The 19,763-nt window shown below is 62.1% G+C and carries 23 protein-coding genes and 2 tRNA genes; 17 read left to right on the top strand and 8 right to left on the bottom strand.

From position 1 onward, the window contains the following. Positions 1-49: 49 nt before the first annotated feature. The gene (locus ACTJKX_RS05600) at positions 50-331 is read right to left on the bottom strand and encodes a hypothetical protein (RefSeq protein WP_311938462.1); all 282 of its coding nucleotides are present in this window, start codon (positions 329-331) and stop codon (positions 50-52) included. A gap of 595 nt (positions 332-926) precedes the next feature. Between ACTJKX_RS05600 and coaD the strand changes: the two genes are divergently transcribed. The 9 genes from coaD to ACTJKX_RS05555 all read left to right on the top strand — a co-directional run bounded on the left by coaD (position 927) and on the right by ACTJKX_RS05555 (position 9,857). Beyond that, positions 927-1,445 carry a pantetheine-phosphate adenylyltransferase gene (coaD, locus tag ACTJKX_RS05595; protein WP_311938464.1) on the top strand — a complete coding sequence of 173 codons (519 nt, stop codon included), beginning with the start codon at positions 927-929 and terminating at the stop codon, positions 1,443-1,445. A gap of 43 nt (positions 1,446-1,488) precedes the next feature. Beyond that, a complete protein-coding gene (locus ACTJKX_RS05590) occupies positions 1,489-2,031 on the top strand; it encodes a peptidylprolyl isomerase (protein ID WP_376717694.1) in 543 nt (180 codons plus the stop codon). A 96-nt stretch (positions 2,032-2,127) separates the two neighbouring features. Continuing rightward, a complete protein-coding gene (locus ACTJKX_RS05585) occupies positions 2,128-2,598 on the top strand; it encodes a peptidylprolyl isomerase (protein WP_068295034.1) in 471 nt (156 codons plus the stop codon). Between the two features lie 189 nt (positions 2,599-2,787). Beyond that, complete coding sequence (gene queA / locus ACTJKX_RS05580; protein ID WP_440724633.1) at positions 2,788-3,846, top strand: tRNA preQ1(34) S-adenosylmethionine ribosyltransferase-isomerase QueA; 1,059 nt, start codon at positions 2,788-2,790, stop codon at positions 3,844-3,846. Next, a complete protein-coding gene (gene tgt / locus ACTJKX_RS05575; RefSeq protein ID WP_440724632.1) occupies positions 3,840-4,991 on the top strand; it encodes a tRNA guanosine(34) transglycosylase Tgt in 1,152 nt (383 codons plus the stop codon). Before queA ends, tgt begins: the two co-directional genes overlap by 7 nt. A 181-nt stretch (positions 4,992-5,172) precedes the next feature. Continuing rightward, entirely contained in the window at positions 5,173-6,114 is a 942-nt protein-coding gene (gene msrP / locus ACTJKX_RS05570; RefSeq protein WP_440724631.1) for a protein-methionine-sulfoxide reductase catalytic subunit MsrP, read from the top strand. Then, a complete protein-coding gene (gene msrQ / locus ACTJKX_RS05565; RefSeq protein WP_394308954.1) occupies positions 6,114-6,743 on the top strand; it encodes a protein-methionine-sulfoxide reductase heme-binding subunit MsrQ in 630 nt (209 codons plus the stop codon). Before msrP ends, msrQ begins: the two co-directional genes overlap by 1 nt. Before the next feature lie 455 nt (positions 6,744-7,198). Next, positions 7,199-8,992, top strand: a complete 1,794-nt coding sequence (locus ACTJKX_RS05560; protein ID WP_440724630.1) for an ABC transporter ATP-binding protein — start codon at positions 7,199-7,201, stop codon at positions 8,990-8,992. Between the two features lie 19 nt (positions 8,993-9,011). Next, positions 9,012-9,857: a hypothetical protein gene (locus tag ACTJKX_RS05555; protein ID WP_440724629.1), complete on the top strand. Its 846-nt coding sequence runs from the start codon at positions 9,012-9,014 to the stop codon at positions 9,855-9,857. 41 nt (positions 9,858-9,898) lie between these two features. Here ACTJKX_RS05555 and ACTJKX_RS05550 read toward each other — a convergent pair whose 3' ends face one another. Next, on the bottom strand, positions 9,899-10,612 hold the full coding sequence (locus tag ACTJKX_RS05550; RefSeq protein WP_440724628.1) for an alanyl-tRNA editing protein: 714 nt from the start codon (positions 10,610-10,612) through the stop codon (positions 9,899-9,901). Between the two features lie 8 nt (positions 10,613-10,620). Then, positions 10,621-11,652, bottom strand: coding sequence for a cysteine synthase A (locus ACTJKX_RS05545; protein ID WP_394308948.1), 1,032 nt, complete (start codon positions 11,650-11,652; stop codon positions 10,621-10,623). Positions 11,653-11,929: 277 nt separating this feature from the next. Here ACTJKX_RS05545 and ybaK point away from each other — a divergent pair, with 277 nt between their 5' ends. Further along, positions 11,930-12,406 (top strand): Cys-tRNA(Pro) deacylase, encoded by a 477-nt coding sequence (ybaK, locus tag ACTJKX_RS05540; protein WP_394308946.1) that lies wholly within the window; start codon positions 11,930-11,932, stop codon positions 12,404-12,406. A gap of 126 nt (positions 12,407-12,532) precedes the next feature. On the opposite strand, the gene ACTJKX_RS05535 is transcribed toward ybaK, so the two are convergent. Continuing rightward, the gene (locus ACTJKX_RS05535; RefSeq protein ID WP_394308944.1) at positions 12,533-13,201 is read right to left on the bottom strand and encodes a TetR/AcrR family transcriptional regulator; all 669 of its coding nucleotides are present in this window, start codon (positions 13,199-13,201) and stop codon (positions 12,533-12,535) included. A gap of 81 nt (positions 13,202-13,282) precedes the next feature. Between ACTJKX_RS05535 and ACTJKX_RS05530 the strand changes: the two genes are divergently transcribed. Further along, positions 13,283-14,023: an SDR family NAD(P)-dependent oxidoreductase gene (locus tag ACTJKX_RS05530; RefSeq protein WP_311938490.1), complete on the top strand. Its 741-nt coding sequence runs from the start codon at positions 13,283-13,285 to the stop codon at positions 14,021-14,023. 159 nt (positions 14,024-14,182) lie between these two features. Here the strand turns inward: ACTJKX_RS05530 and ACTJKX_RS05525 are convergent. Then, positions 14,183-14,258 (bottom strand) — tRNA-Asn (locus ACTJKX_RS05525). A gap of 157 nt (positions 14,259-14,415) precedes the next feature. Here ACTJKX_RS05525 and ACTJKX_RS05520 point away from each other — a divergent pair. After that, positions 14,416-14,685 carry a hypothetical protein gene (locus ACTJKX_RS05520; protein WP_311936171.1) on the top strand — a complete coding sequence of 90 codons (270 nt, stop codon included), beginning with the start codon at positions 14,416-14,418 and terminating at the stop codon, positions 14,683-14,685. Between the two features lie 13 nt (positions 14,686-14,698). Here the strand turns inward: ACTJKX_RS05520 and ACTJKX_RS05515 are convergent, their stop codons facing one another. After that, complete coding sequence (locus ACTJKX_RS05515) at positions 14,699-15,268, bottom strand: hypothetical protein (protein ID WP_440724627.1); 570 nt, start codon at positions 15,266-15,268, stop codon at positions 14,699-14,701. Here ACTJKX_RS05515 and ACTJKX_RS05510 point away from each other — a divergent pair. The 3 genes from ACTJKX_RS05510 (at position 15,267) to ACTJKX_RS05500 (ending at position 16,419) form a co-directional block, all read left to right on the top strand. Continuing rightward, positions 15,267-15,413, top strand: coding sequence for a hypothetical protein (locus tag ACTJKX_RS05510; protein ID WP_440724626.1), 147 nt, complete (start codon positions 15,267-15,269; stop codon positions 15,411-15,413). The genes ACTJKX_RS05515 and ACTJKX_RS05510 overlap by 2 nt on opposite strands. Positions 15,414-15,437: 24 nt before the next feature. After that, positions 15,438-15,695, top strand: coding sequence for a hypothetical protein (locus tag ACTJKX_RS05505; protein ID WP_311936165.1), 258 nt, complete (start codon positions 15,438-15,440; stop codon positions 15,693-15,695). A 379-nt stretch (positions 15,696-16,074) separates the two neighbouring features. Further along, positions 16,075-16,419 carry a hypothetical protein gene (locus ACTJKX_RS05500; protein WP_440724625.1) on the top strand — a complete coding sequence of 115 codons (345 nt, stop codon included), beginning with the start codon at positions 16,075-16,077 and terminating at the stop codon, positions 16,417-16,419. Between the two features lie 41 nt (positions 16,420-16,460). Here the strand turns inward: ACTJKX_RS05500 and ACTJKX_RS05495 are convergent, their stop codons facing one another. Both ACTJKX_RS05495 and ACTJKX_RS05490 read right to left on the bottom strand, forming a co-directional pair. Then, the gene (locus ACTJKX_RS05495) at positions 16,461-16,703 is read right to left on the bottom strand and encodes a type II toxin-antitoxin system HicB family antitoxin (protein ID WP_440724624.1); all 243 of its coding nucleotides are present in this window, start codon (positions 16,701-16,703) and stop codon (positions 16,461-16,463) included. Between the two features lie 507 nt (positions 16,704-17,210). After that, a tRNA-Cys gene (locus ACTJKX_RS05490) sits at positions 17,211-17,284 on the bottom strand. A 215-nt stretch (positions 17,285-17,499) separates the two neighbouring features. Between ACTJKX_RS05490 and ACTJKX_RS05485 the strand changes: the two genes are divergently transcribed. After that, positions 17,500-18,156 (top strand): protein-L-isoaspartate O-methyltransferase family protein, encoded by a 657-nt coding sequence (locus ACTJKX_RS05485; protein WP_440724623.1) that lies wholly within the window; start codon positions 17,500-17,502, stop codon positions 18,154-18,156. Positions 18,157-18,408: 252 nt separating this feature from the next. After that, positions 18,409-19,722, top strand: coding sequence for a TolC family outer membrane protein (locus ACTJKX_RS05480; RefSeq protein WP_311936156.1), 1,314 nt, complete (start codon positions 18,409-18,411; stop codon positions 19,720-19,722). The last annotated feature ends 41 nt before the right edge of the window (positions 19,723-19,763 follow it).

Raw genomic sequence — 19,763 nt, 5'->3', positions numbered from 1 at the left:
ACCATCGCATCGCCGCGGGTTGCGGACGATGCGAGGCAAAACGGGGGGATCATTGCGCCAGCTTGATCTTGACCAGCGTGGTCTTGCCGGTGTCCTGGTAGACTTGGACCAGCGTCACCGGCGGCATCGCCTGCTTGGCAGCGACGTCGCCTGCACAGGCGGCAATGATTGAATTCTTGCTGCAATCGGCAGCGAGGGATGCAACGTTCAGCCTGTCACCGCGGCTTGCGGCAACCTGCTGAGGCTGCATGCGGGCCACGTCGAGGAGAGAGGCGGCGGCGAGGGCGAAGAGGCTTGCACCGATTGCCAGGGCGGGGCGAAGGGTTGTCATAGCCATGCATCCTATCAGTTCAGGTGTGTCTCAACCTTGTTTGATCACTTATGACCCATTAACCATGATGCGACCGTGACTCGCCGTGCGCTTTCGCACACGCCGTCCTCGCGGAGGCAGCGTTTGCGCGAAAGGGACGGTGGAGACGAGAACAGCGAGGGCCATGTGCATCAACCGATTTGGGGGCAGGATTTGCCCGTAGGACCGCAAATTCCGAGGCATTTCGCTTGAATTGTATCGTGCCACGGATAATGCGATGGCCGGCCAGAAAGTTCCCTGAGCGGTCGATCATCGGAACGATTTTCGTTGCCTTCGGCAAACGGGCCTCGCCTCGATGGTCGGCGCAGAGTGTACCAAAATGAAACATTCCGGATGCCTGGACCTTCGGCTTAAGCCTTAGGGCGTGCCATCGGTTATGGTCTGGAGTTTGACGAGGTCAAAATGGTGGGACGGGAGGGGCAAGCGCTGCCAGGACTTCGCGGCAGGGCAAGCGAAGCGACCAAGCCGCAAGGCTTGCGTCATCGAATGCCTTCCTCTCGGCAAACATCGCTCCCGTCAAAACGAAACCACAACCCGCCCCAACGATGAGAGTGCCATGACCTCAGCCCATGCGACGCCCAGGACGGCCTTCTATGCGGGCTCCTTCGATCCCCTGACCAACGGCCATGTCGACGTCATCCGGCATGCTGCGGCCGTGGCCGATCGACTGGTGGTTGCCATTGGCGTGCATCCCGGCAAGGCTCCTTTGTTCACGGCCGAAGAGCGCATGGACATGATCCGCGAGGATTGCGGCCCGTTGCTTGGCCCTGACCGATTGGAAGTCGTCACCTTTGCGGATCTCGCCGTCGATGCGGCCCGGCGCGTGGGAGCGACCCTGCTGATCCGCGGTCTCAGGGACGGCACCGATCTCGACTATGAAATGCAGATGGCCGGCATGAATGCCGCCTTGGCACCCGGTGTCCAGACCGTTTTCCTGCCATCCTCGCCGATCGTGCGCCCTATCACCGCCACGCTTGTGCGCCAGATCGCGGCCATGGGCGGCGATGTCTCCGGATTCGTACCGGCAGGCGTGCTGCGCCGCCTGAAGGCGCGGTTCGCCAAATCGACGCCCTAGGGCAAAACCCTGCAATCCATTCCGTCTTCGAGGGAGACAATCCTTGCTTCGTATTCTTTCTGCTTTGGCCGTCGTGATCGGCCTCTTCGCCGTGGCTCCCGCCCAGGCTGCCCAGGCCGATGCCAACACCGTCTATCTCGACACCCAGTACGGCCGCGCCACCATCAAGCTGCGTCCCGACCTCGCGCCCAAGCATGTCGAGCAGATCAAGACGCTGGTGAAGCGCGGTTTCTACAACGGCATCGTCTTCCACCGCGTGATCGAGGGCTTCATGGCCCAGACTGGCGATCCCACCGGCACTGGCACCGGCGGTTCGGACCTGCCCGACCTCAAGGCCGAGTTCACCAACAAGGCCAAGTTCGTGCGCGGTGTCGTCGGCATGGCCCGTTCCTCCGATCCGAATTCGGCGAATTCGCAGTTCTTCATCATGTATGCCCCGCAGGCCAGCCTCGATGGCCAGTACACCATCGTCGGCGAGGTGGTGTCGGGCATGGACGCCATCGACAAGATCAAGAAGGGCGATGCCAGCGACAACGGCATGGTCAGCAATCCCGACAAGATCATCAAGATGCAGTTGGCCAAGTAAGGTTTGCACCGGCTGCATTCGCCAATTGCAAGACGGGCGGCCAGGCACTATCTAGCCGTCATTCCACTTTGCTTTCCGACAGAAAGGAGCGTGCTGATGGCCGCTGATCCCGAAAACACGATCGTCATGGAAACCACGCAGGGCCGTGTCGTCATCGAACTGCGTCCGGACCTCGCCCCCCAGCATGTCGAGCGCATCAAGCTGCTCGCCCGCGAGAAATTCTATGACGGCATCGTCTTCCATCGCGTGATCGATGGCTTCATGGCGCAGGCCGGCTGCCCCGACGGTCGCGGCACCGGCGGCTCCAAGCACCCGAACCTGCCGGCCGAGTTCAACGACGAGTCGCATGTGCGCGGCATCTGCTCGATGGCCCGTTCCTCGATGCCGAACTCCGCCAACTCGCAGTTCTTCATCGTGTTCGACAACGCCAAGTTCCTCGATCGCCAGTACACGGTCTGGGGCAAGGTCGTGGAAGGCATGGAGAACGTCGACAAGATCAAGCGCGGCGAGCCGGTGGTGAACCCCGACAAGATCGTCTCCATGCGCGTCCAGGCCGACATCGCCTGAGCACGCCCTGAGACAAGCAATCGGGCATCACCGGAGAGATCCGGTGGTGCCCATCCTATTTTTGGCGTCATTGCGAGTGCAGCCAAGCAATCCAATTCTCATGAAGCGTAGACTTGGATTGCTTGGCCCCACGCGCAATGACGTTCCAATGACAAAGCAAGACCAGATTTGGTTGCGCGGACGTTGAGCATGCGCGTTTCCGATTTCGATTTTCATCTGCCTGCCGAAAACATCGCGCTTCGCCCCGCCGAGCCGCGCGACCACGCACGCCTGCTCGAAGTCGGCCCGGTTCACGGCAGCCTGGCCGATCGCATCGTATCCGACCTACCCAAGCTGCTGCGGGCAGGCGACATGCTGGTTTTCAACGACACCAAGGTCATCCCCGCCAGGCTCGACGGCCTGCGCCGCCGCCCAAGCGGGGCAGGGGCCGCCATCGAGGCGATGCTGCACCAGCGCCTCGGACCGGCCCAGTGGAGAGCCTTCGCTCGCCCCGGCAAGCGCCTGGCGGTGGGAGACATCATCGAATTCAGCGAGAATTTGAGTGCCGCTGTCGAGGAGAAGGGCGAAGGCGGCGAGGTCACGCTGCGCTTTTCGCTGGAAAGCGCAGCGCTGGACGTGGCGATCGCGACGGTCGGCCATATTCCGCTGCCGCCCTATATCGCCTCCAAACGCGCCGACGATGCCAGGGACCGCGAGGACTACCAGACCATCTATGCCAAGGCCGATGGCGCGGTTGCCGCCCCCACGGCCGGCCTGCATTTTACGCCGGACCTCTTCGCCAGGCTGGACGCGGCCGGAATTGCCCGCCATTTCGTCACGCTGCATGTCGGCGCCGGTACGTTCCTTCCCGTGAAGGGCGAGGATCTCTCGCAGCACAGGATGCACGCTGAATTCGGGGTCGTGACCGCGGAGACGGCTCAGGCGCTCAATGCCGGCAAGGCCAGGGGAGGGCGCATCATTGCCGTCGGCACCACCTCGCTACGCCTGCTCGAAAGCGCCGCCGCTGAGGACGGCACCCTCGAGCCCTTCGCCGACGAGACCTCGATCTTCATCACCCCGGGCTACCGCTTCCGTACCGCCGATGCCCTGATGACCAATTTCCACCTTCCCCGATCGACCTTGATGATGCTGGTCTCGGCCTTTGCCGGCTACGACACCATGAAGACCGCCTATGCCCATGCCATCGCCGCGGGCTACCGCTTCTATTCCTATGGCGATGCCAGTCTGCTATGGCGGGCACCATGCTGAAAACTTCGACATCGACCGTCGGCGAGGTCTCCTTCGCCATCCATGCCACCGAGGGTACGGCTCGCACCGGCGTCCTGCATCTGGGGCGCGGCAGCGTGCGCACGCCAGCCTTCATGCCGGTCGGCACCGCCGGCACGGTCAAGGCGATGTATATCGACCAGGTCAAGGACCTCGGCGCCGACATCATCCTGGGCAATACCTATCACCTGATGCTCCGCCCGGGAGCCGAGCGGGTGGCCGCCCTCGGCGGGCTGCACGAGTTCTCGCGCTGGCAGGGCCCGATCCTCACCGATTCCGGCGGCTTCCAGGTGATGTCGCTGGCGGGACTGCGCAAGCTCGACAAGAACGGCGTCACCTTCCGCAGCCATATCGACGGCTCCTCCCATCGCCTCACGCCCGAGCGCTCGGTCGAAATCCAGACCCTGCTCGACTCCGACATCATCATGCAGCTCGACGAATGCGTGCGCCTGCCCTCGACCCGCAAGGATATCGAGCGCGCCATGCGGCTGTCGCTCGATTGGGCCGAGCGCTCGAAGCGCGCCTTCGGAACCCAACCCGGCAAGGCGATCTTCGGCATCGTGCAGGGCGGCGACATTCCCGATCTGCGCATTACCTCCGCGCAGGCACTGGCCGGCATGGACTTTCCCGGCTACGCCGTGGGAGGCCTCGCCGTCGGCGAACCGCAGGCCGTGATGCTGGAGATGATCGAAACGGTCGAGCCGCATCTGCCGCGCGAGAAACCACGCTATCTGATGGGCGTCGGCACACCGGACGACCTGATCGAAAGCGTGTCGCGCGGCATCGACATGTTCGATTGCGTGATGCCGACACGGGCAGGGCGCCATGGCCTGGCCTATTCGCGTTTCGGCAAGGTCAATCTCAAGAATGCCCGCCATGCCGAGGATCCGCGCCCGCTGGACGAGGCCTCGTCTTGTCCCGCCGCCCGCGACTATAGCCGCGCCTATCTGCACCATCTCACCAAGGCCAATGAGATTCTCGGCATGATGCTGCTGACCTGGATCAACCTGGCCTACTATCAGGAGCTGATGGCCGGCATGCGCGCCGCCATCGCCGCAGGGCGCTTTGCCGATTTCAAGGCCGAGACCAAGGAAAACTGGGCTCGGGGCGATATCGCCAGGCTGTAATCTATAGGTGTGCCGATCTCGCCGCAGGTGCAGCCCAAAAGCATGCGGCTGCCTGAGATCACGCGCCGATCACGATCGCGCACATCGATTTTACCACCGGTCTTACGTGATCGTGAGAAACATCGGTCCCGGCACAGGCGTATAAGAGGAGTAAGTCCACGCCCATCGACCAGGGAAGATCATGCTGATCCGCCACGCACCCGACCTCACAGAGGCCCATGTCACGCCGAAGCAGGCCTATGTCGACCGCAGGCATTTTCTTGCCGGCCTCGGAGCCGTTGCCGGCGCAGCGCTGCTACCTGTCTCCGCCGATGCAGCCAAGCTGTCGGGAGCCAAGAGCGCCTATTCCACCGATGAGAAGCAGACCAGCTTCGAAGACGTCACCAGCTACAACAATTTCTACGAATTCGGCACCGACAAGTCCGATCCGGCCGCCTATGCCGGCAAGCTGACCACCACGCCCTGGAGCATCAAGGTCGATGGGCTCGTCAACAAGCCGGCAACTTATGCGCTGGAGGAGTTCATCAAGCCCTATCGCCTCGAGGAGCGCATCTACCGCCATCGCTGCGTCGAGGCCTGGTCGATGGTGATTCCCTGGCTCGGTTTCGCGCTCGCCGACGTCATCAAGAAGGCCGAGCCCCAGGGAAGCGCCAAATACGTGGCCTTCGAGACGCTGGTGCGGCCCTCGGAGATGCCGGGCCAGTCGGCCTTCTTCCCGGCACTGAAATGGCCCTATGTCGAGGGTTTGCGCCTCGACGAGGCGCTCAACCCGCTCACCATGCTGGCTGTCGGGCTCTATGGCGAAACGCTGCCGAACCAGAACGGCGCGCCGCTGCGCCTGGTCGTGCCCTGGAAATATGGCTTCAAGGGCATCAAGTCGATCGTGCGCATCAGCCTGGTCGAAAAGCAGCCGCCCACTTCGTGGAACCTGGAGAATGCCAGCGAGTACGGCTTCTATTCGAACGTCAACCCGGAAGTCGATCATCCGCGCTGGAGCCAGGCGAGCGAACGTCGGATCGGGGCAGGCCTGCTGGCCGGCCGGCAGCCGACTTTGATGTTCAACGGCTATGGCGACCAGGTGGCCGCGATGTATGCCGGCATGGATCTGAAGGTCAACTACTGATGCAACCCTCGCGCGCCAGCCTGCAGGCCATGCTCAAATGGCTCGTCTATATCGTCGGCATGCTGCCGGCCGTGTGGCTGTTCTATCTTGCCTTCAGCGGGCGCATCGGCGCCGATCCCGTCGCCCAGCTCGAATGGGGGCTGGGGCTGTGGGCCCTGCGCTTCCTGATCGCCTGCCTCTGCATCACGCCTTTGCGCCAACTCCTGCGCGTCAACCTCCTGCGCTATCGGCGCGCGCTTGGCCTGGTGGCCTTCTACTACGTGCTGCTGCATCTGAGCGTGTGGCTCTGGCTCGACCGCGGCCTCGATCTCCACGCGGCTGTCCAGGATATCCTGCGCCGTCCTTACATCACCATCGGCATGGCCGCCTTCGCCCTGCTCGTGCCCCTGGCATTGACGTCGACGAACTGGTCGATCCGCAAGCTCGGCGGCAAGGCCTGGTCGAAATTGCACAAGCTCGTCTATCCCGCCATCGCGCTCGGAGCGCTGCATTTCATCATGATCAAGAAGGTCTGGCTGATCGAGCCGCTGGTCTATGCGGCGATCGTGCTCGTATTGCTGGCCTGGCGCCTGTTGTGGCCGATGATCGGCAAGCGCGGCTCCAGTTCGCGGCGGGTGGCATCGACGTAGTATCGCACTCAACACCAGCGCTTAGCACTGGCGTTTCGTCGTTGCGAGGATAGTGCAGTAATCCAGATTACCCGGCATCAAGGGCTCGATTGCTGCGCTATCCTCGCAACGACGATCCACAAGTGAGATATCTGCATATTGCCGTAAGATGTGCCGAACCACGGCACGCTGGCGGCATATCGTTACACAACGACAGAAAAAATCGGTTGCCTTCGCGCGAATCTGCCCCTAGGTTGCCCTTCCCGGTTCACACTCAGCATGAGGGAGAATTGCATGACCACATTTCTGATTCTCGCTCACGTGTCGAACGCTCGGCCATATGAGATCCTGACGCGTTAGGTCGCGTCCTTTTCTCCCGAACACCCTCCGGGTCTTTTTCCTGAACATATTTTGCGTCGCACTTGCGTGCGCGCTTTGAATTTTGGAGACGGCGCGGGGCTGCGCCGGTTACCCCGATGACTCTTTCTCGCAAAGAGCCCGGCCGCAATCCCATGGCGGCCGTGCTTGGATTCACCTTTGATCACTGGCGAACCCAGGCCGATCTCGTCGCCCTGATCGTGGTCGCCGTCGGCGTAGCGACGATCGCCGAGGTGGTCGTGCCGATCTATGCCGGCCAGATGGTCGACGCCGTCACTGCCGGCCTCGGCAATGCAGGCGAGGCCTGGTGGGCGCTCGGTGCCATGCTGGCCCTCGGCGCGGTCGCCGTCGGCTGCCGGCAACTGTTCTTCTATGGCATCACCATCCTGACCACACGGATGATGAGTACAGTCGCCCGCGAGGCTTTCGCGCGCGTGCAGCGTTTCTCCACCGATTGGCATGCCAACAATTTCGCGGGCTCGACGGTGCGACGCGTCACCCGCGGCATGTGGGCACTCGACATGCTCAACGACACGCTGCTGGTGGCCATCCTGCCCTCGATCCTCGTCCTGCTCGGCTCGACGGTGGTGCTGGCGACGGTCTGGCCGATGCTGGGCCTGGTGGTTCTCATCGGTTCCATTGCCTTCGTGGCGATGACGGTGGTGCTGTCGGTGAATTATGTCGCGCCGGCGGCGCGCTTGGCCAATAGCTGGGATACGCGCGTGGGCGGTGCCCTTGCCGATGCCGTAACCTGCAACGCGGTGGTGAAGGCCTTCGGCGGCGAAACGCGCGAGGATGCCCGGCTGACGGCCGTGCTGGCCAAATGGCGCTCGCGCACCAATCGCACCTGGATGCGCGGCACCAATGCCGGTACGGCCCAGAACGTGTTCCTGCTGGGGCTGAGGGCCGCGGTACTGGGCGTGGTGCTGTGGTTATGGGCGCGCGGACAGGCCGGCGTCGGTGACGTCGCGCTGGTCCTGACCAGCTATGCCGTGGTCCATGGTTATCTGCGCGATATCGGCATGCATATCCACAATCTCCAACGTTCGGTGAACGACATGGAGGAACTGGTGGCGTTCTACGACCAGCCGATGGGCGTGAAGGACAGGCATGATGCCATGCCGGCCATGATCACTGACGGGCGCATCGCTTTCGAGCATGTCACCTTCCATTATGGTGGCCATGCCGATGCTCTCTATCGCGACTTCTCCGTCGAGATCGGGGCAGGGGAGAAGATCGGCCTGGTGGGTCGGTCGGGCTCGGGCAAGACCACCTTCGTCAAGCTGATCCAGCGTCTCTACGATGTGAATGCCGGCCGCATCACCATAGACGGCCAGGACATCGCCGACATGACGCAGGCCAGCCTGCGCAGCCAGATCGCCATCGTGCAGCAGGAGCCCATCCTGTTTCACCGCTCGCTTGCCGAAAACATCGCCTATGCCCGGCCCGGCGCCAGCATGGCGGAGATCGAGCACGCGGCAAAGCTTGCCAATGCGCACGCCTTCATCTCGGCCTTGCCCAAGGGTTATGGCACGATGGTGGGCGAACGCGGCGTGAAACTGTCCGGCGGCGAGCGTCAGCGTGTGGCGCTCGCCCGGGCCTTCCTGGCGGATGCGCCGGTGCTGATCCTGGACGAGGCGACTTCCAGCCTCGATTCGGAATCGGAGCATCTGATCCAGGAGGCGATGGAAAGGCTGATGGCGGGGCGAACCACCATCGTCATCGCTCATCGGCTCTCGACCGTGCAGGCGATGGACCGCATCCTTGTCTTCGACAAGGGCAAGATCGTCGAGGAGGGGGATCACGCCAGCCTGATCCGCCACCCCGACGGCATCTATCGCGGTCTATTCGAACGCCAGGCCCTGGAACTCGCCAAGGGCTGGGCGGCATAGGATTAGGAGACGACAAGGGATGGGGCGCAAGGCGTGCCCCGTCCCGCCAGCCAATCCTTGGCGAGGCAACCGAACATTGCTGCCGGCGGAGGCCCTCACTTCGATGAACGAAACACTGCGCGCCGTCGTTGCCGAGGCCTATGAACTGTTTCCGCCCCACCGTTTCGGAGCACAGCTGCAGAATGTCTGCACGGGCTGTTGCGTCACCGCCGACGAGCAGGCGCTGCTGATCCGCACGCCGCGCCAGGCCATTCCCGCCCCGCTGATGCAAGCCTATTATGGTGCGGCATTCAACGGGTGCCTGAATGCAGAGGAAACCGAGCATTTCCTGCCGCGCTTGCTCGAGCTCTCCGCCGAGGGGCATCAACTCGGCACGGGTGGGTTCGAGTGCAATTTCAATCATCTCGGCACGCGTGGTGCTGACTATCGGCACAATTGGAGCAGGGAGAAGATCGCTCTGATCGATCGCTATTTCCTGGCCCTGGCCGAATTATCCTGGCAGGCTGGGCTCCCAAATCCGCAATGGCAATGCCACGCAATCGAAGATGTGTTGTGCGCCATTGCGCGAGGAAGTGCTTACCTGCCTCCCATCCTGTCGGCGTGGCAGGCCGACCAGTCTCGGCAAGCGACCATCCGGCTGGCGAACACGCTTTCCAATTTGCATTGGTCAAAGCGGAAAGTCGGCTTCGCCAAACTCACCAACGCCTTCTGGGCCGACGTTCCGGATCAGGAATGTCTCTGTGTCGCCTGGCTGTGCAGCCCTGACCATTATACCCGTTTCGACACGGCCATGAACCAGGAGGAAGACGACGACGTTTTCGCGCTCTTTTCTCAGGCCCGAGACGTCGTGGGTGCGGCACCATGATCTGACCGAACGGCATCCGCTGGTCGGCTATGAGCGAACCGTCAAGCCAGGGCGATACGCACCCGCCGGTTCTGCTTGCCCTTCTTTTCGATCTGCGTCACCGCAATGCGGCCGATCTCCTCGGTGTTGCGCACATGGGTGCCGCCGCAAGGCTGCAGGTCGAGGCCCTCGATCTCGACCAGCCTGATCACCCCGGAGCCGCGCGGCGGCTTGACCGACATGGTCTTCACCAAACCAGGATTGGCGTCGAGCTCGGCATCGGTGATCCAGCGTTCGCTGACCTCGGCGCCCTGGCCGATCATGGTATTGACCTTGTGGGCGATCTCATCCTTGTCGAGCCCGGCATCCTGGATGTCGAAATCGAGCCGCCCCTCGCCATCGCCGATCGATCCGCCGGTGACGGGGTAGGGCAGGGCGACCGAAAGCAGATGCAAGGCGGTATGCACTTTCATGCGGGCATAACGCCGCGACCAGTCCAGCGCCAGTTCGACCGTGTCGCCGACAGCCGGCAACAATCCTTCCGGCGGCACCACATGGGCGATCTCGGTCTTGGTCTCGTCGTTCCACACCGTATTGGTGATGGCGATGGTGCGTCCGTCCGACAATGTCATGGTGCCGACATCGCCGGGCTGGCCGCCGCCCGTTGCGTAAAAGACCGTGCGATCCAGGATGATGCCATGTTGCGACAGCCCGATCACCGTAGCGCTGGCACCGGGGCTGTAGGGATCGTCTCTGAACAACAGGTCTGTCGCCATGTCGTCACCTATTCCAATGGAGCCTTGATGGTGGAACGCTTTTCAAGCCATTCCGGCACGGGCAGGTTCTTGGAACGCATGAACGCAGGATTGAACAGCTTGGACTGATAGCGCGAGCCATGGTCGCACAGGATGGTCACGATGGTGTGGCCGGGCCCGAGTTCCCGAGCCATGCGGATGGCACCGGCAATGTTGATGCCGGTCGACAAGCCCACGCACAGCCCTTCTTCCTGCAGCAGATCATAAACCAACGGCACCGCTTCTTCATCAGGGATCTGATAGGCAAGGTCGACCGGCGCGCCCTCGATATTCTTGGTGACCCGGTTCTGGCCGATGCCCTCCGACATCGACGAACCGGAGAATTTCAGTTCGCCATCGGTAAACCAGGAATACATGGCGGCCCCCATCGGATCAGCCACGCCGATCTTGATGGCAGGATTGGCCGCCTTCAGGGCGATACCGACGCCGGCCAGCGTGCCGCCCGAACCGATCGAGCAGATGAAGCCGTCGAGCTTGCCGTCGGTCTGCTCCAGGATTTCCGGCGCCGTGGTCTCGATATGGGCCTGGCGGTTGGCGACATTGTCGAATTGATTGGCCCAGACCGCGCCGCCCGGTTCGGTTTTCGCCAGTTCGGCGGCCAGCCTGCCCGAGACCTTCACGTAATTGTTGGGGTTGGCATAGGGTACCGCAGGCACCTCTACGAGTTCTGCCCCCGCCAGGCGCAGCATGTCCTTCTTTTCCTGGCTCTGGGTCTCGGGAATCACGATCACCGTGCGAAAGCCCATGGCATCGGCGACCAGCGCCAGGCCGATACCCGTATTGCCGGCCGTGCCTTCGACGATGGTGCCGCCGGGCTTCAGCGCGCCACGCGCCACCGCGTCCTTGATGATGAAGAGCGCCGCCCGATCCTTTACCGACTGGCCCGGATTCATGAATTCGGCCTTGCCAAGAATGGTGCAACCCGTCAGCTCGGACGCGCGGTTGAGGCGAATGAGGGGCGTGTTGCCGATGGCATCGACGAGACCGGTACGGAAAGCCATGTGTGATCGTCTGCTGATTGGAGGGGATGCGACCCTAACCCGACTTTTCTGATCGGCATAGGGGAGAGGCATGCCGACGACGGGTTTTCCAAGCCGTGGTGCCATGATAGCTCTCGCCCCGGCAGGCGGGCCCGTCATCACCGACCCGCCTCATCGATCATCGCCAGAGCAAAGCGCGTTTAGACGGAAACGCTATTTTGCTCTAACTCTTTGGTTCGACGCGTCTTTGCAATTCTTGGCGATTCCGCCAAGTCACAACACGCCATAGGAAGCCGCCATGTCGAAGGTGACACGCGCCACCCAGATGCTCGCCAAGACAGGCGTCGCCTTTTCCGTCCACAGCTACGACTATGATCCCGATGCCGACAGCATCGGCCTGCAGGCTGCAGACGCCCTTGGCGAACCGCCCAGCCGAGTGCTCAAGACCTTGATGGCGCTGGTTGACGGCAAGCCCGTCTGCGTCATCGTGCCGTCCGACCACGAGGTCTCCATGAAGAAGCTGGCGGCGGCCTTCAATGGCAAGTCGGCGCAGATGATGAAGCCGGCCGATGCAGAGCGCAGCAGCGGATACAAGGTCGGCGGCATCAGCCCCTTCGGCCAGATGCGCAAAGTGCGAACCGCCATCGAGGAAACCGCGCTCGGCGCCGACTATGTCTATGTCAATGGGGGCCAGCGGGGGCTGCAGATCCGGCTCGCTCCGCATGACGCCAAGACTGTCCTCGAAGCGACCGCCGCCGCCTTGGTCGCAGCCTGATCCTCTCGCGCGAGATGGAGGGCCTCTCATGTCGATAGCTCGCTCCAGCGAAGGCAGCTCGGCCGATCGTCAGGGCTGTCGCCGAGCCGCATGAGATTTAATCGTCAACCGAGCCCTTCGAGGGGATCAGCCGCCCTCGACTTCGGCTTTGGCGGTTCGGACGTCCCATCCCGCCATGGCGACATCCGCCACCGCCTCCAGCTCTGCGCAGCTCACCCCATCGCGGGCCAGGATCGACATGCCGTTCTGAACGGTCTGCACGAAGCGGGCGAGCGCGTGAAGATCGGTTGATACCGGGATTTCACCATCCGCCACCGCCCGGCTGAAGCGGGCCAATAGCCGTTCGAGCGTGACGGCGCGCGCGGACCTGACCAGCTCCCCGAGTTCCGCATGACCTTCGCTGCCGACCGAGGACAGCGTCACCATGCAACCGCGAGGGATATCCGCGACGCAACCGGTCAGTGCCGCGGCCGAGTCCGCGAGGATGGACCGGACAGCATCGCGCGCGGTCGCAGCCGACTGAAACCCCGCCCAAACATAACTCTCGTTGGTCTCGGCATAGTGCCGCAGCGCTTCTGCATAAAGCGCTTCCTTGGACTGGAAAGCGGCGTAGAGGCTGGGAGCGCCGATACCCATCGCCTGCGTCAGATCGGCGATGGAGGTCGCTTCGAACCCCTTGCACCAGAACAGCCGGGTCGCTTGCTCCAGCGCTGCGGTCCGATCGAACGCACGCGGTCGCCCGCGCACAGGCCCCGTTGCAACGCCGGTCTCGGGCTTCGGTTCAGAATTTTGCATCGATCGCTATATAATCATATTGACCCGCAGCGACAACACTTTTAGCCTTTCTGTATCGATCACTAGAAAAAGGCTGAGGCCATGACGGAACTGTCTGGAAAGCGCGCGCTCGTAACGGGTGGGTCGCGCGGCATCGGTGCTGCGATTGCAATCGCTCTCGCGGAGAAGGGGGCGGATGTAGCCCTCACCTACGAAAAGGCCGCCGATCGGGCTGCCGAAGTCGTTCGGGAAATCGAAGGGAAGGGGCGCAAGGCCGTTGCGATTCAGGCAGACAGCGCCGATCCGGGGGCGGTCAAGCGCTCCGTCGATGAAGCGGCAAGGGTGTTGGGCGGCCTCGACATCCTCGTCAACAACGCCGCGATTGCCCTTTATGCCTCCACGGCCGAGATCAGCGTCGAGTCGATCGATGCGATGCTCGAGGTCAATGTGCGTGGACCTGTGCTCGCGGCGCAAGCCGCCATTCCGCATCTCGGCGCAGGCGGGCGCATCGTCACGATCGGGTCCGCCGGTGCCGAACGCATCGTCGGACATCCCGGCACCTTCTACTACATGACCAAGTCTGCTTTACACTCGTTCACGCGCGGCCTTGCCCAGGAGCTCGGGCCGCGCGATGTCACGGTCAATCTGGTCCAGCCAGGCTCGACCGATACCGACATGAACCCATCCAATGGTGAATCGTCCGATTTCCAGCGTAGCCTGAGCCCGCTTGGACGCTACGGTGCGCCGCAGGACGTCGCCGCTGCCGTCGCCTTTCTGGCAAGCCCTTCGGCGCGACACGTCACAGGCGCCATTCTGACAGTGGACGGAGGACAAACGACCTGAAGCGGGCTTGATCCTCTCCGCCGGAGACCGGCCGGTGGCCGGTTTCCGCCACTCCGCGACCGGACGGGAGGTCATGCGGGGATTTCGCGCCAAACATCCATATCGCACGCACTGCGCGATTGGGGTGTTCAGCCGTCACATGGTGTAGGAGAAGGAGAATGGCTCCGCGAGCAGGACTCGAACCTGCGACCCAGCGATTAACAGTCGCTTGCTCTACCGGCTGAGCTATCGCGGAACAGAGGGTGTCCCCCGGTGGAGCGGGTGTATAGCTCCAAGAAACTCACTTGCCAAGGCCTATCCTGCCCTGATTGCATCTTCTTTTCGGATTAATATCTAAGGGTAAGGGAACACAACCGGATCAAAGGTCCGGTTTTGACCGTCTGGAGGGCTTTTTGGCACCCAACGAACAGATCAATCGTCCAAAGGTGAAACTCGCCGGACGACATTTTCATCTGCCGGCCTCGCGAAGCCTGCGAGTGATTCTGGGTGTTCTGCTGGTGATCGGCGGTTTTCTGGGCTTCCTGCCGATTCTGGGCTTCTGGATGATTCCGCTCGGCCTGCTGATTCTGTCGATCGATATTGCGCTGGTACGGCGTCACCGCCGCAAGCTCGCGGTCTGGTGGGGGCGCCGGCGTCAGCCACGCCCGGTGGAGGATCGCTGATTCCGTCAGCGCTTCAGGCGTGGCCGGCTACCACGCGCGTTTCCTCGACAACAACCAGGTGATTGACGACCCGTTGAAGTTCCTTGAGCGCAACCAGCCGATCTCGGCGGGAAATCTGCTCGAGGTCTTCATTCCCTTCGACGGCACAAGCGCGGGCAAGGAAATCGGCCAGCTTGATCTGGCCGAGGAAGAGTTCGAAGGCAAACACTTCCAGATAGAGGGCATAGGGCTGATCCGGCGCCGCATGGCAAGGGCAGATCTTGATTTCCAGCTCGCTCGCCTCGAGCACATCGAGATCGCTCCGTGTCGGCACACCCGGCTTGTCGCGGTTGCGCGTCAGCCATTCCTGCTGACGGTCGACTTCGTTGGGAGCTCGATCCCGACCGAGCGGATAGTAGCTGTCATTGGCATCCGTCATGCACCGTGTTCCCTTGGCTGGCCGCGCCGGTCGAATCAAACGGCGGCCGGCCGGAAGGCCGACGGTCGCGATCAATGGACCGGCTTGCGTTAACAGACTCTCATCCAAGGTCACCGAACGGCATGCCGTCCATGGAATCATGGCGCGCCAGCTGGTGTTTGGCATGACGCAGAGCCGAAATGGCGGTATCATGCTGCATCAGGCTTGCGAGGGCTCCTACCTGCCACCACAGAAGCAGGCTGCCGCCGTTTCGTCTCTCTCGCTTGAGGTGCCTGGCTATCACGCGCCGATCACGAGCGTGGTCGCCTAATGATAAAAAAGGGGGAGGTATCCGATGGTGGATGACTTCAGCACGCTGCAACAAAAGGCGCAGGCACTACAGGTCGAAATCGAGAGCCTGTATGCTTTGCTGGGGGCAATGGCCCGGGCTCTCGAAGAAACCGACCAGGATTTCAAGCAGCGTGTGGCCCAGTCGGCGGGGGCGGCCATTCGGGCCCAGATGGTCGACGACGATACGCAGGTGATGCGCAACCATTGCCTCCATTTCATCGCGAGCACACTGAAAGTACCGCTGTACTGTGTCATTCGCTGAAGACCGGAAGCTCTTTCGGGCTCGGCAATTCTGTCGATTGAATGTGGCAACGGAAATCCCCTCGTGGCGCAGGCGCCACGAGAATCACGATAGGCTACGCCGAGATCGGCCGGTGTCCTTGCCTGGTAGCCATCGCTTGCAAGCCCCGGCAGGCGACGTTTGCCTTCCGCTCGCAAGAATTGTTTCGTCAGCTTCCGGCAAGACGCGACAGGGCAGGGGACGCAGCTATGGCCCTTGATATTCGCAGTCGTTTCAGGCTGCCTGAACTGCGCCAAGCCGCGAGGGAGAATTCGTCGCCGTGGCTCCTCCGGCCGATCATTCAGGCGGCATTCAGTCTACTCCCACTACTTTTGCGCGAAGAGTAGCAGGGAGATACCCTATGTCCCGATCGGTCCTCGTCGGCGTCTTGGCAGGCGCTGGTATTGCCTTTTCATCGGCAGCCAGTGCTTCAGTATCGGCGCCTTTGGCCACCCCGAATGTCTCGTCGGCCCTGCAGGTCCAATATTATCCACCGTGCCCGCCCGGCTATAGGGTCACCGGCCATGGCGTCTGCAAGCCGAGCCACTACCTCAAGAGACACCCGGGTCAGGATCCCTATAGCGAGAACTATCAACGCACGCGCCGGTATTACCGTTATGACGATGATCAGCCGGGCTACGACCGCCGCTATCAGCGCCCCTATTACTACAACAATGGCGATGACGAAGGCGACGGTGACGACTGATCACCGTTCCTTGCGATCTGCCTTGGGCATCACACTCCCGGCTAGGCCGTCTTGAGAGCCGCCCAAATCGCCACATGATGGCGCGATGGCCTGGGAATGGCACGGCCAAGCCTGCGTGAATTCTCGATCCAGGCCTGGATTGCGTCCTTCGCCTTGGCGACCGCGCCCTCAGGGGTCTCGCCATTGCTCATGCAGCCGGGAAGATCAGGGACTATTGCGGCAAAGCCGCCTCCATCCGCAACGGACCGCGGCTCGACCAGAATTGGGTATTCCAGATCGCCCATGTCGCCCCCGCCAGTGCACCATATCGCGCGTAGGCGTCATTTGGATGTCAGCAGGTGCAGCATTGCTCGCCACCGCGTCCCTGCGACGAGGGTGGATCGCGAATCGATCCGGCTCTTGCCGCCCCGGGCGCCGAAAACGGTCGCCCTCGCACAGACTGCGTCGCACTGTCATTGAGGGGTAAGCCCCATAGCCAAATTGCCGGGCGTCTGGGTGCGTCTTAGGCTTCAGACGCTCTCAGCCGGGGCCCCTGCTGATCGAGCAGGGAGGCTCGGAAGGCGATCCTGCAAATCTGCCCTCCGGGCCTCCTGTTTTCTTCCACGACGAAGGACCCAGCCCATCTCGGGAAAATCTCGCGCCGCAAGGAAGAAAGGGAAGCGGGCGAGAATCGCCCGAACCACGAACATCGTGCCGAACTGGTGCAAGGCACAATCGAACAACGGACACATCCATTCCGCCGTCATTATTGCCAGCGGCCCAGACAGGGCGTTCCGATGCATCAGGAAAAGTGGAGGCCACGCCCGGAATCGAACCGGGGTGCAAGGATTTGCAGTCCTCTGCGTAACCACTCCGCCACGTGGCCATCCATTGTCGCGCTGTGCAGGACAAAGCGGAGGCAGGCGCTATAACAAGCAAGCCTCACGCGTTCAACCGGTTTTCTCAACCGAAGCAATATTTCCGTGAATGCGGATTGCAGGCTGTAAAACTGAAGCCTCCCATCTCGCTGCAAGGCCAGCCTTCTTGCCTTTTGCGAGGCCATGCCGCAAACAACGCTGTGACAAACAGAGATATCGAGCGATGACCGACTTCATCCAAGCGCGCCGCACCATGGTGGATTGCCAGATTCGCACCAATGACGTGACCGAGGCGCGCGTCGTGGATGCCTTCCTTACCGTTCCCCGCGAGACTTTCGTGCCGGCCTCCAAGCAGCCCTTGGCTTATCTCGATGCCGATCTGGCAGTGGGCGGCGAGGCCGGCCAGCGCTATCTCATTCAGCCGATGTATCTGGCCAAGCTCATCCAGGCCGCCGGCATCAAATCCACCGACACCGTGCTCGATATCGGCACGGCGACGGGCTATTCGTCAGCGATTCTCGCAGAACTCGCCGAGAAAGTGGTGGCACTGGAGAGCGATGAGGGGCTTGCCGCTTCGGCGAAGACTGCGCTGGCATCCTACCCCAATGTGACGGTAGTGACCGGCCCGCTCGAGCAGGGAGTGGCTGGTTCCGGACCTTATGACGTGATCCTGATCGAAGGCGCCGCCGAAGACATTCCGCCCGCCTTGTTCGCCTCGCTCAAGGAGGGCGGTCGCCTCATCGCCGTGGTCGGCCATGGCCGTCCCGGACGCGCCACCGTCTTCGTCAAGGTCGGATCGGATCATACCGGACGCATCGCCTTCGACGCCTCCGTACCGGCCCTGGCAGCCTTCGCCAAGGCGCCCGCCTTTTCATTCTGACCATCAAAACAGCATCTTAGGAGAAAATTAACCAGCAATTAACCGAACCCGGGGTTCACTGTCTCTTTTTTGCTTCAACCTCGGATTTATCTCTGGGCAGCCGAAATCAGTTGTTGGTGAAAGCTGCCCGACAGGCTATTTTTTTAAAAAATATGGCGGTTTGTCTGCCTCTTTTGATTTGGGTCGGGTCGAGTCATGAAAACTGTAAGCGTATTTTCGTTATTGGCTGCAAGTGCTTCGCTTGTTTTCTTCATGGGCGGAGCACAAGCTCAATCGCTGCAATCGGCCCTTGCGCAAGCCTATGCGGCCAACCCCACCTTGAATGCCCAACGTGCCGGCACCCGGGCCAATGACGAAACGGTCTCGCAGGCGCTCAGTGGTTACAGGCCGAACGTTTCGGCTTCGGCGAGCATCAGTGCCGAACGGGATTTCACCAAGTCTCTGCAGGGGAGACGGTCCAACGACACCCGATTTCCGCGCGGCGCCGACATCACAGTAACGCAGAATCTGTTCAACGGCTTCCAGACCGCGAATTCGGTACGCGCCGCAGAATCGGGCGTGCTCAGCCAGCGCGAGACGTTGCGTGACACCGAGCAGTCGGTACTCCTCAACGCCGTAACGGCCTATATGAATGTGTTGCGCGACGCAGCTCTGCTCAATTTGCAGAAGAACAATGTCGAGGTGCTCGAGGAGCAGCTCAAACAGACCAAGGATCGTTTCAATGTCGGCGAAGTGACGCGTACCGACGTCGAGCAGGCCAATTCCAGTTTGGCGAGCGCGCAGTCCCAGCGGGTCGCCGCCGATGCTCAGCTCAAATCGTCGGTCGCCATCTATCGGCAGATCATCGGCTCCCAGCCCAAGAAGCTGCAGCCGGTCAAGGTGCCGCGCTCGCTGCCGAGGAACCAGAACGCCGCAATCCAGGCCGGGCTTGCCAACCATCCTGGCATCACGGCCGCGCTTCATGCTGTCGACCAGGCCGCCATGCAGGTGAAGGTCGCCGAGGGTGCACTTTATCCCAGCTTGAACGCCCAGGGCACGATCTCACACAATTATGAGCCATCCGGCGCAAAGATGGGCACCTCGGCCGCGATCGGTGCCTTCCTCACCGTGCCGATCTATTCGGGCGGCGGTGACTATTCCAAGATCCGCCAGGCCAAGGAGCTGCTCGGCCAGGCGCGCATCCAGGTCGACGTCAATCGTGAATTGGTACGCTCCAACGTCATCCAGGCCTGGGGCTCCCTGGACGGCGCCCGCGGCGAAATCCAGGCCTTCCAGGCCGCCGTCAATGCGCAGGGCGTGGCCCTCGCCGGCGTGCGTGAGGAAGCCAAGGTCGGCCAGCGCACCACCTTCGACGTGCTGCAGCAGCAGCAATTGCTCTTGCAGGCGCGGGCCAGCCTCATCCAGGCGCAGCGCGACCAGATCGTGGCGGCCTATACCGTGCTGTCGACCGTCGGCAAGCTCAACGCCTCGGCGCTCGGCCTCAAGGTTGCCCGTTACGATCCCACCACGCATTACGATCAGGTGCGTGACAAGTGGATCGGCACCGACATTCCGGATGGGCGCTAAGCGGCGCCTGCCCACAGGAAGATGATGGCAGCGCCCTCCGC

It is taken from the genome of Labrys sp. 22185 (assembly GCF_052045555.1).
Taxonomy (GTDB): domain Bacteria; phylum Pseudomonadota; class Alphaproteobacteria; order Rhizobiales; family Labraceae; genus Labrys; species Labrys neptuniae.
The sequence above is the reverse complement of the archived record's forward strand: the minus strand, read 5'-3'. Positions and strand labels throughout refer to the sequence as shown.

Excerpts from the sequence above, each read along its gene's own strand:
- ACTJKX_RS05495 (WP_440724624.1), bottom strand. The coding sequence starts at position 16,703 with ATGGGCGATCTGGAATACCCAATTCTGGTCGAGCCGCGGTCCGTTGCG.
- ACTJKX_RS05500 (WP_440724625.1), top strand. The coding sequence starts at position 16,075 with ATGTCCCGATCGGTCCTCGTCGGCGTCTTGGCAGGCGCTGGTATTGCC.
- ACTJKX_RS05515 (WP_440724627.1), bottom strand. The coding sequence starts at position 15,268 with ATGCCAAACACCAGCTGGCGCGCCATGATTCCATGGACGGCATGCCGT.
- ACTJKX_RS05505 (WP_311936165.1), top strand. The coding sequence starts at position 15,438 with ATGGTGGATGACTTCAGCACGCTGCAACAAAAGGCGCAGGCACTACAG.
- ACTJKX_RS05535 (WP_394308944.1), bottom strand. The coding sequence starts at position 13,201 with ATGCAAAATTCTGAACCGAAGCCCGAGACCGGCGTTGCAACGGGGCCT.
- msrQ (WP_394308954.1), top strand. The coding sequence starts at position 6,114 with ATGCAACCCTCGCGCGCCAGCCTGCAGGCCATGCTCAAATGGCTCGTC.
- ACTJKX_RS05545 (WP_394308948.1), bottom strand. The coding sequence starts at position 11,652 with ATGGCTTTCCGTACCGGTCTCGTCGATGCCATCGGCAACACGCCCCTC.
- ACTJKX_RS05555 (WP_440724629.1), top strand. The coding sequence starts at position 9,012 with ATGGGGCGCAAGGCGTGCCCCGTCCCGCCAGCCAATCCTTGGCGAGGC.
- ybaK (WP_394308946.1), top strand. The coding sequence starts at position 11,930 with ATGTCGAAGGTGACACGCGCCACCCAGATGCTCGCCAAGACAGGCGTC.
- tgt (WP_440724632.1), top strand. The coding sequence starts at position 3,840 with ATGCTGAAAACTTCGACATCGACCGTCGGCGAGGTCTCCTTCGCCATC.
- ACTJKX_RS05600 (WP_311938462.1), bottom strand. The coding sequence starts at position 331 with ATGACAACCCTTCGCCCCGCCCTGGCAATCGGTGCAAGCCTCTTCGCC.
- ACTJKX_RS05550 (WP_440724628.1), bottom strand. The coding sequence starts at position 10,612 with ATGGCGACAGACCTGTTGTTCAGAGACGATCCCTACAGCCCCGGTGCC.
- msrP (WP_440724631.1), top strand. The coding sequence starts at position 5,173 with ATGCTGATCCGCCACGCACCCGACCTCACAGAGGCCCATGTCACGCCG.
- queA (WP_440724633.1), top strand. The coding sequence starts at position 2,788 with ATGCGCGTTTCCGATTTCGATTTTCATCTGCCTGCCGAAAACATCGCG.
- ACTJKX_RS05585 (WP_068295034.1), top strand. The coding sequence starts at position 2,128 with ATGGCCGCTGATCCCGAAAACACGATCGTCATGGAAACCACGCAGGGC.
- ACTJKX_RS05560 (WP_440724630.1), top strand. The coding sequence starts at position 7,199 with ATGACTCTTTCTCGCAAAGAGCCCGGCCGCAATCCCATGGCGGCCGTG.
- ACTJKX_RS05480 (WP_311936156.1), top strand. The coding sequence starts at position 18,409 with ATGGGCGGAGCACAAGCTCAATCGCTGCAATCGGCCCTTGCGCAAGCC.
- coaD (WP_311938464.1), top strand. The coding sequence starts at position 927 with ATGACCTCAGCCCATGCGACGCCCAGGACGGCCTTCTATGCGGGCTCC.
- ACTJKX_RS05510 (WP_440724626.1), top strand. The coding sequence starts at position 15,267 with ATGACGCAGAGCCGAAATGGCGGTATCATGCTGCATCAGGCTTGCGAG.
- ACTJKX_RS05530 (WP_311938490.1), top strand. The coding sequence starts at position 13,283 with ATGACGGAACTGTCTGGAAAGCGCGCGCTCGTAACGGGTGGGTCGCGC.
- ACTJKX_RS05485 (WP_440724623.1), top strand. The coding sequence starts at position 17,500 with ATGACCGACTTCATCCAAGCGCGCCGCACCATGGTGGATTGCCAGATT.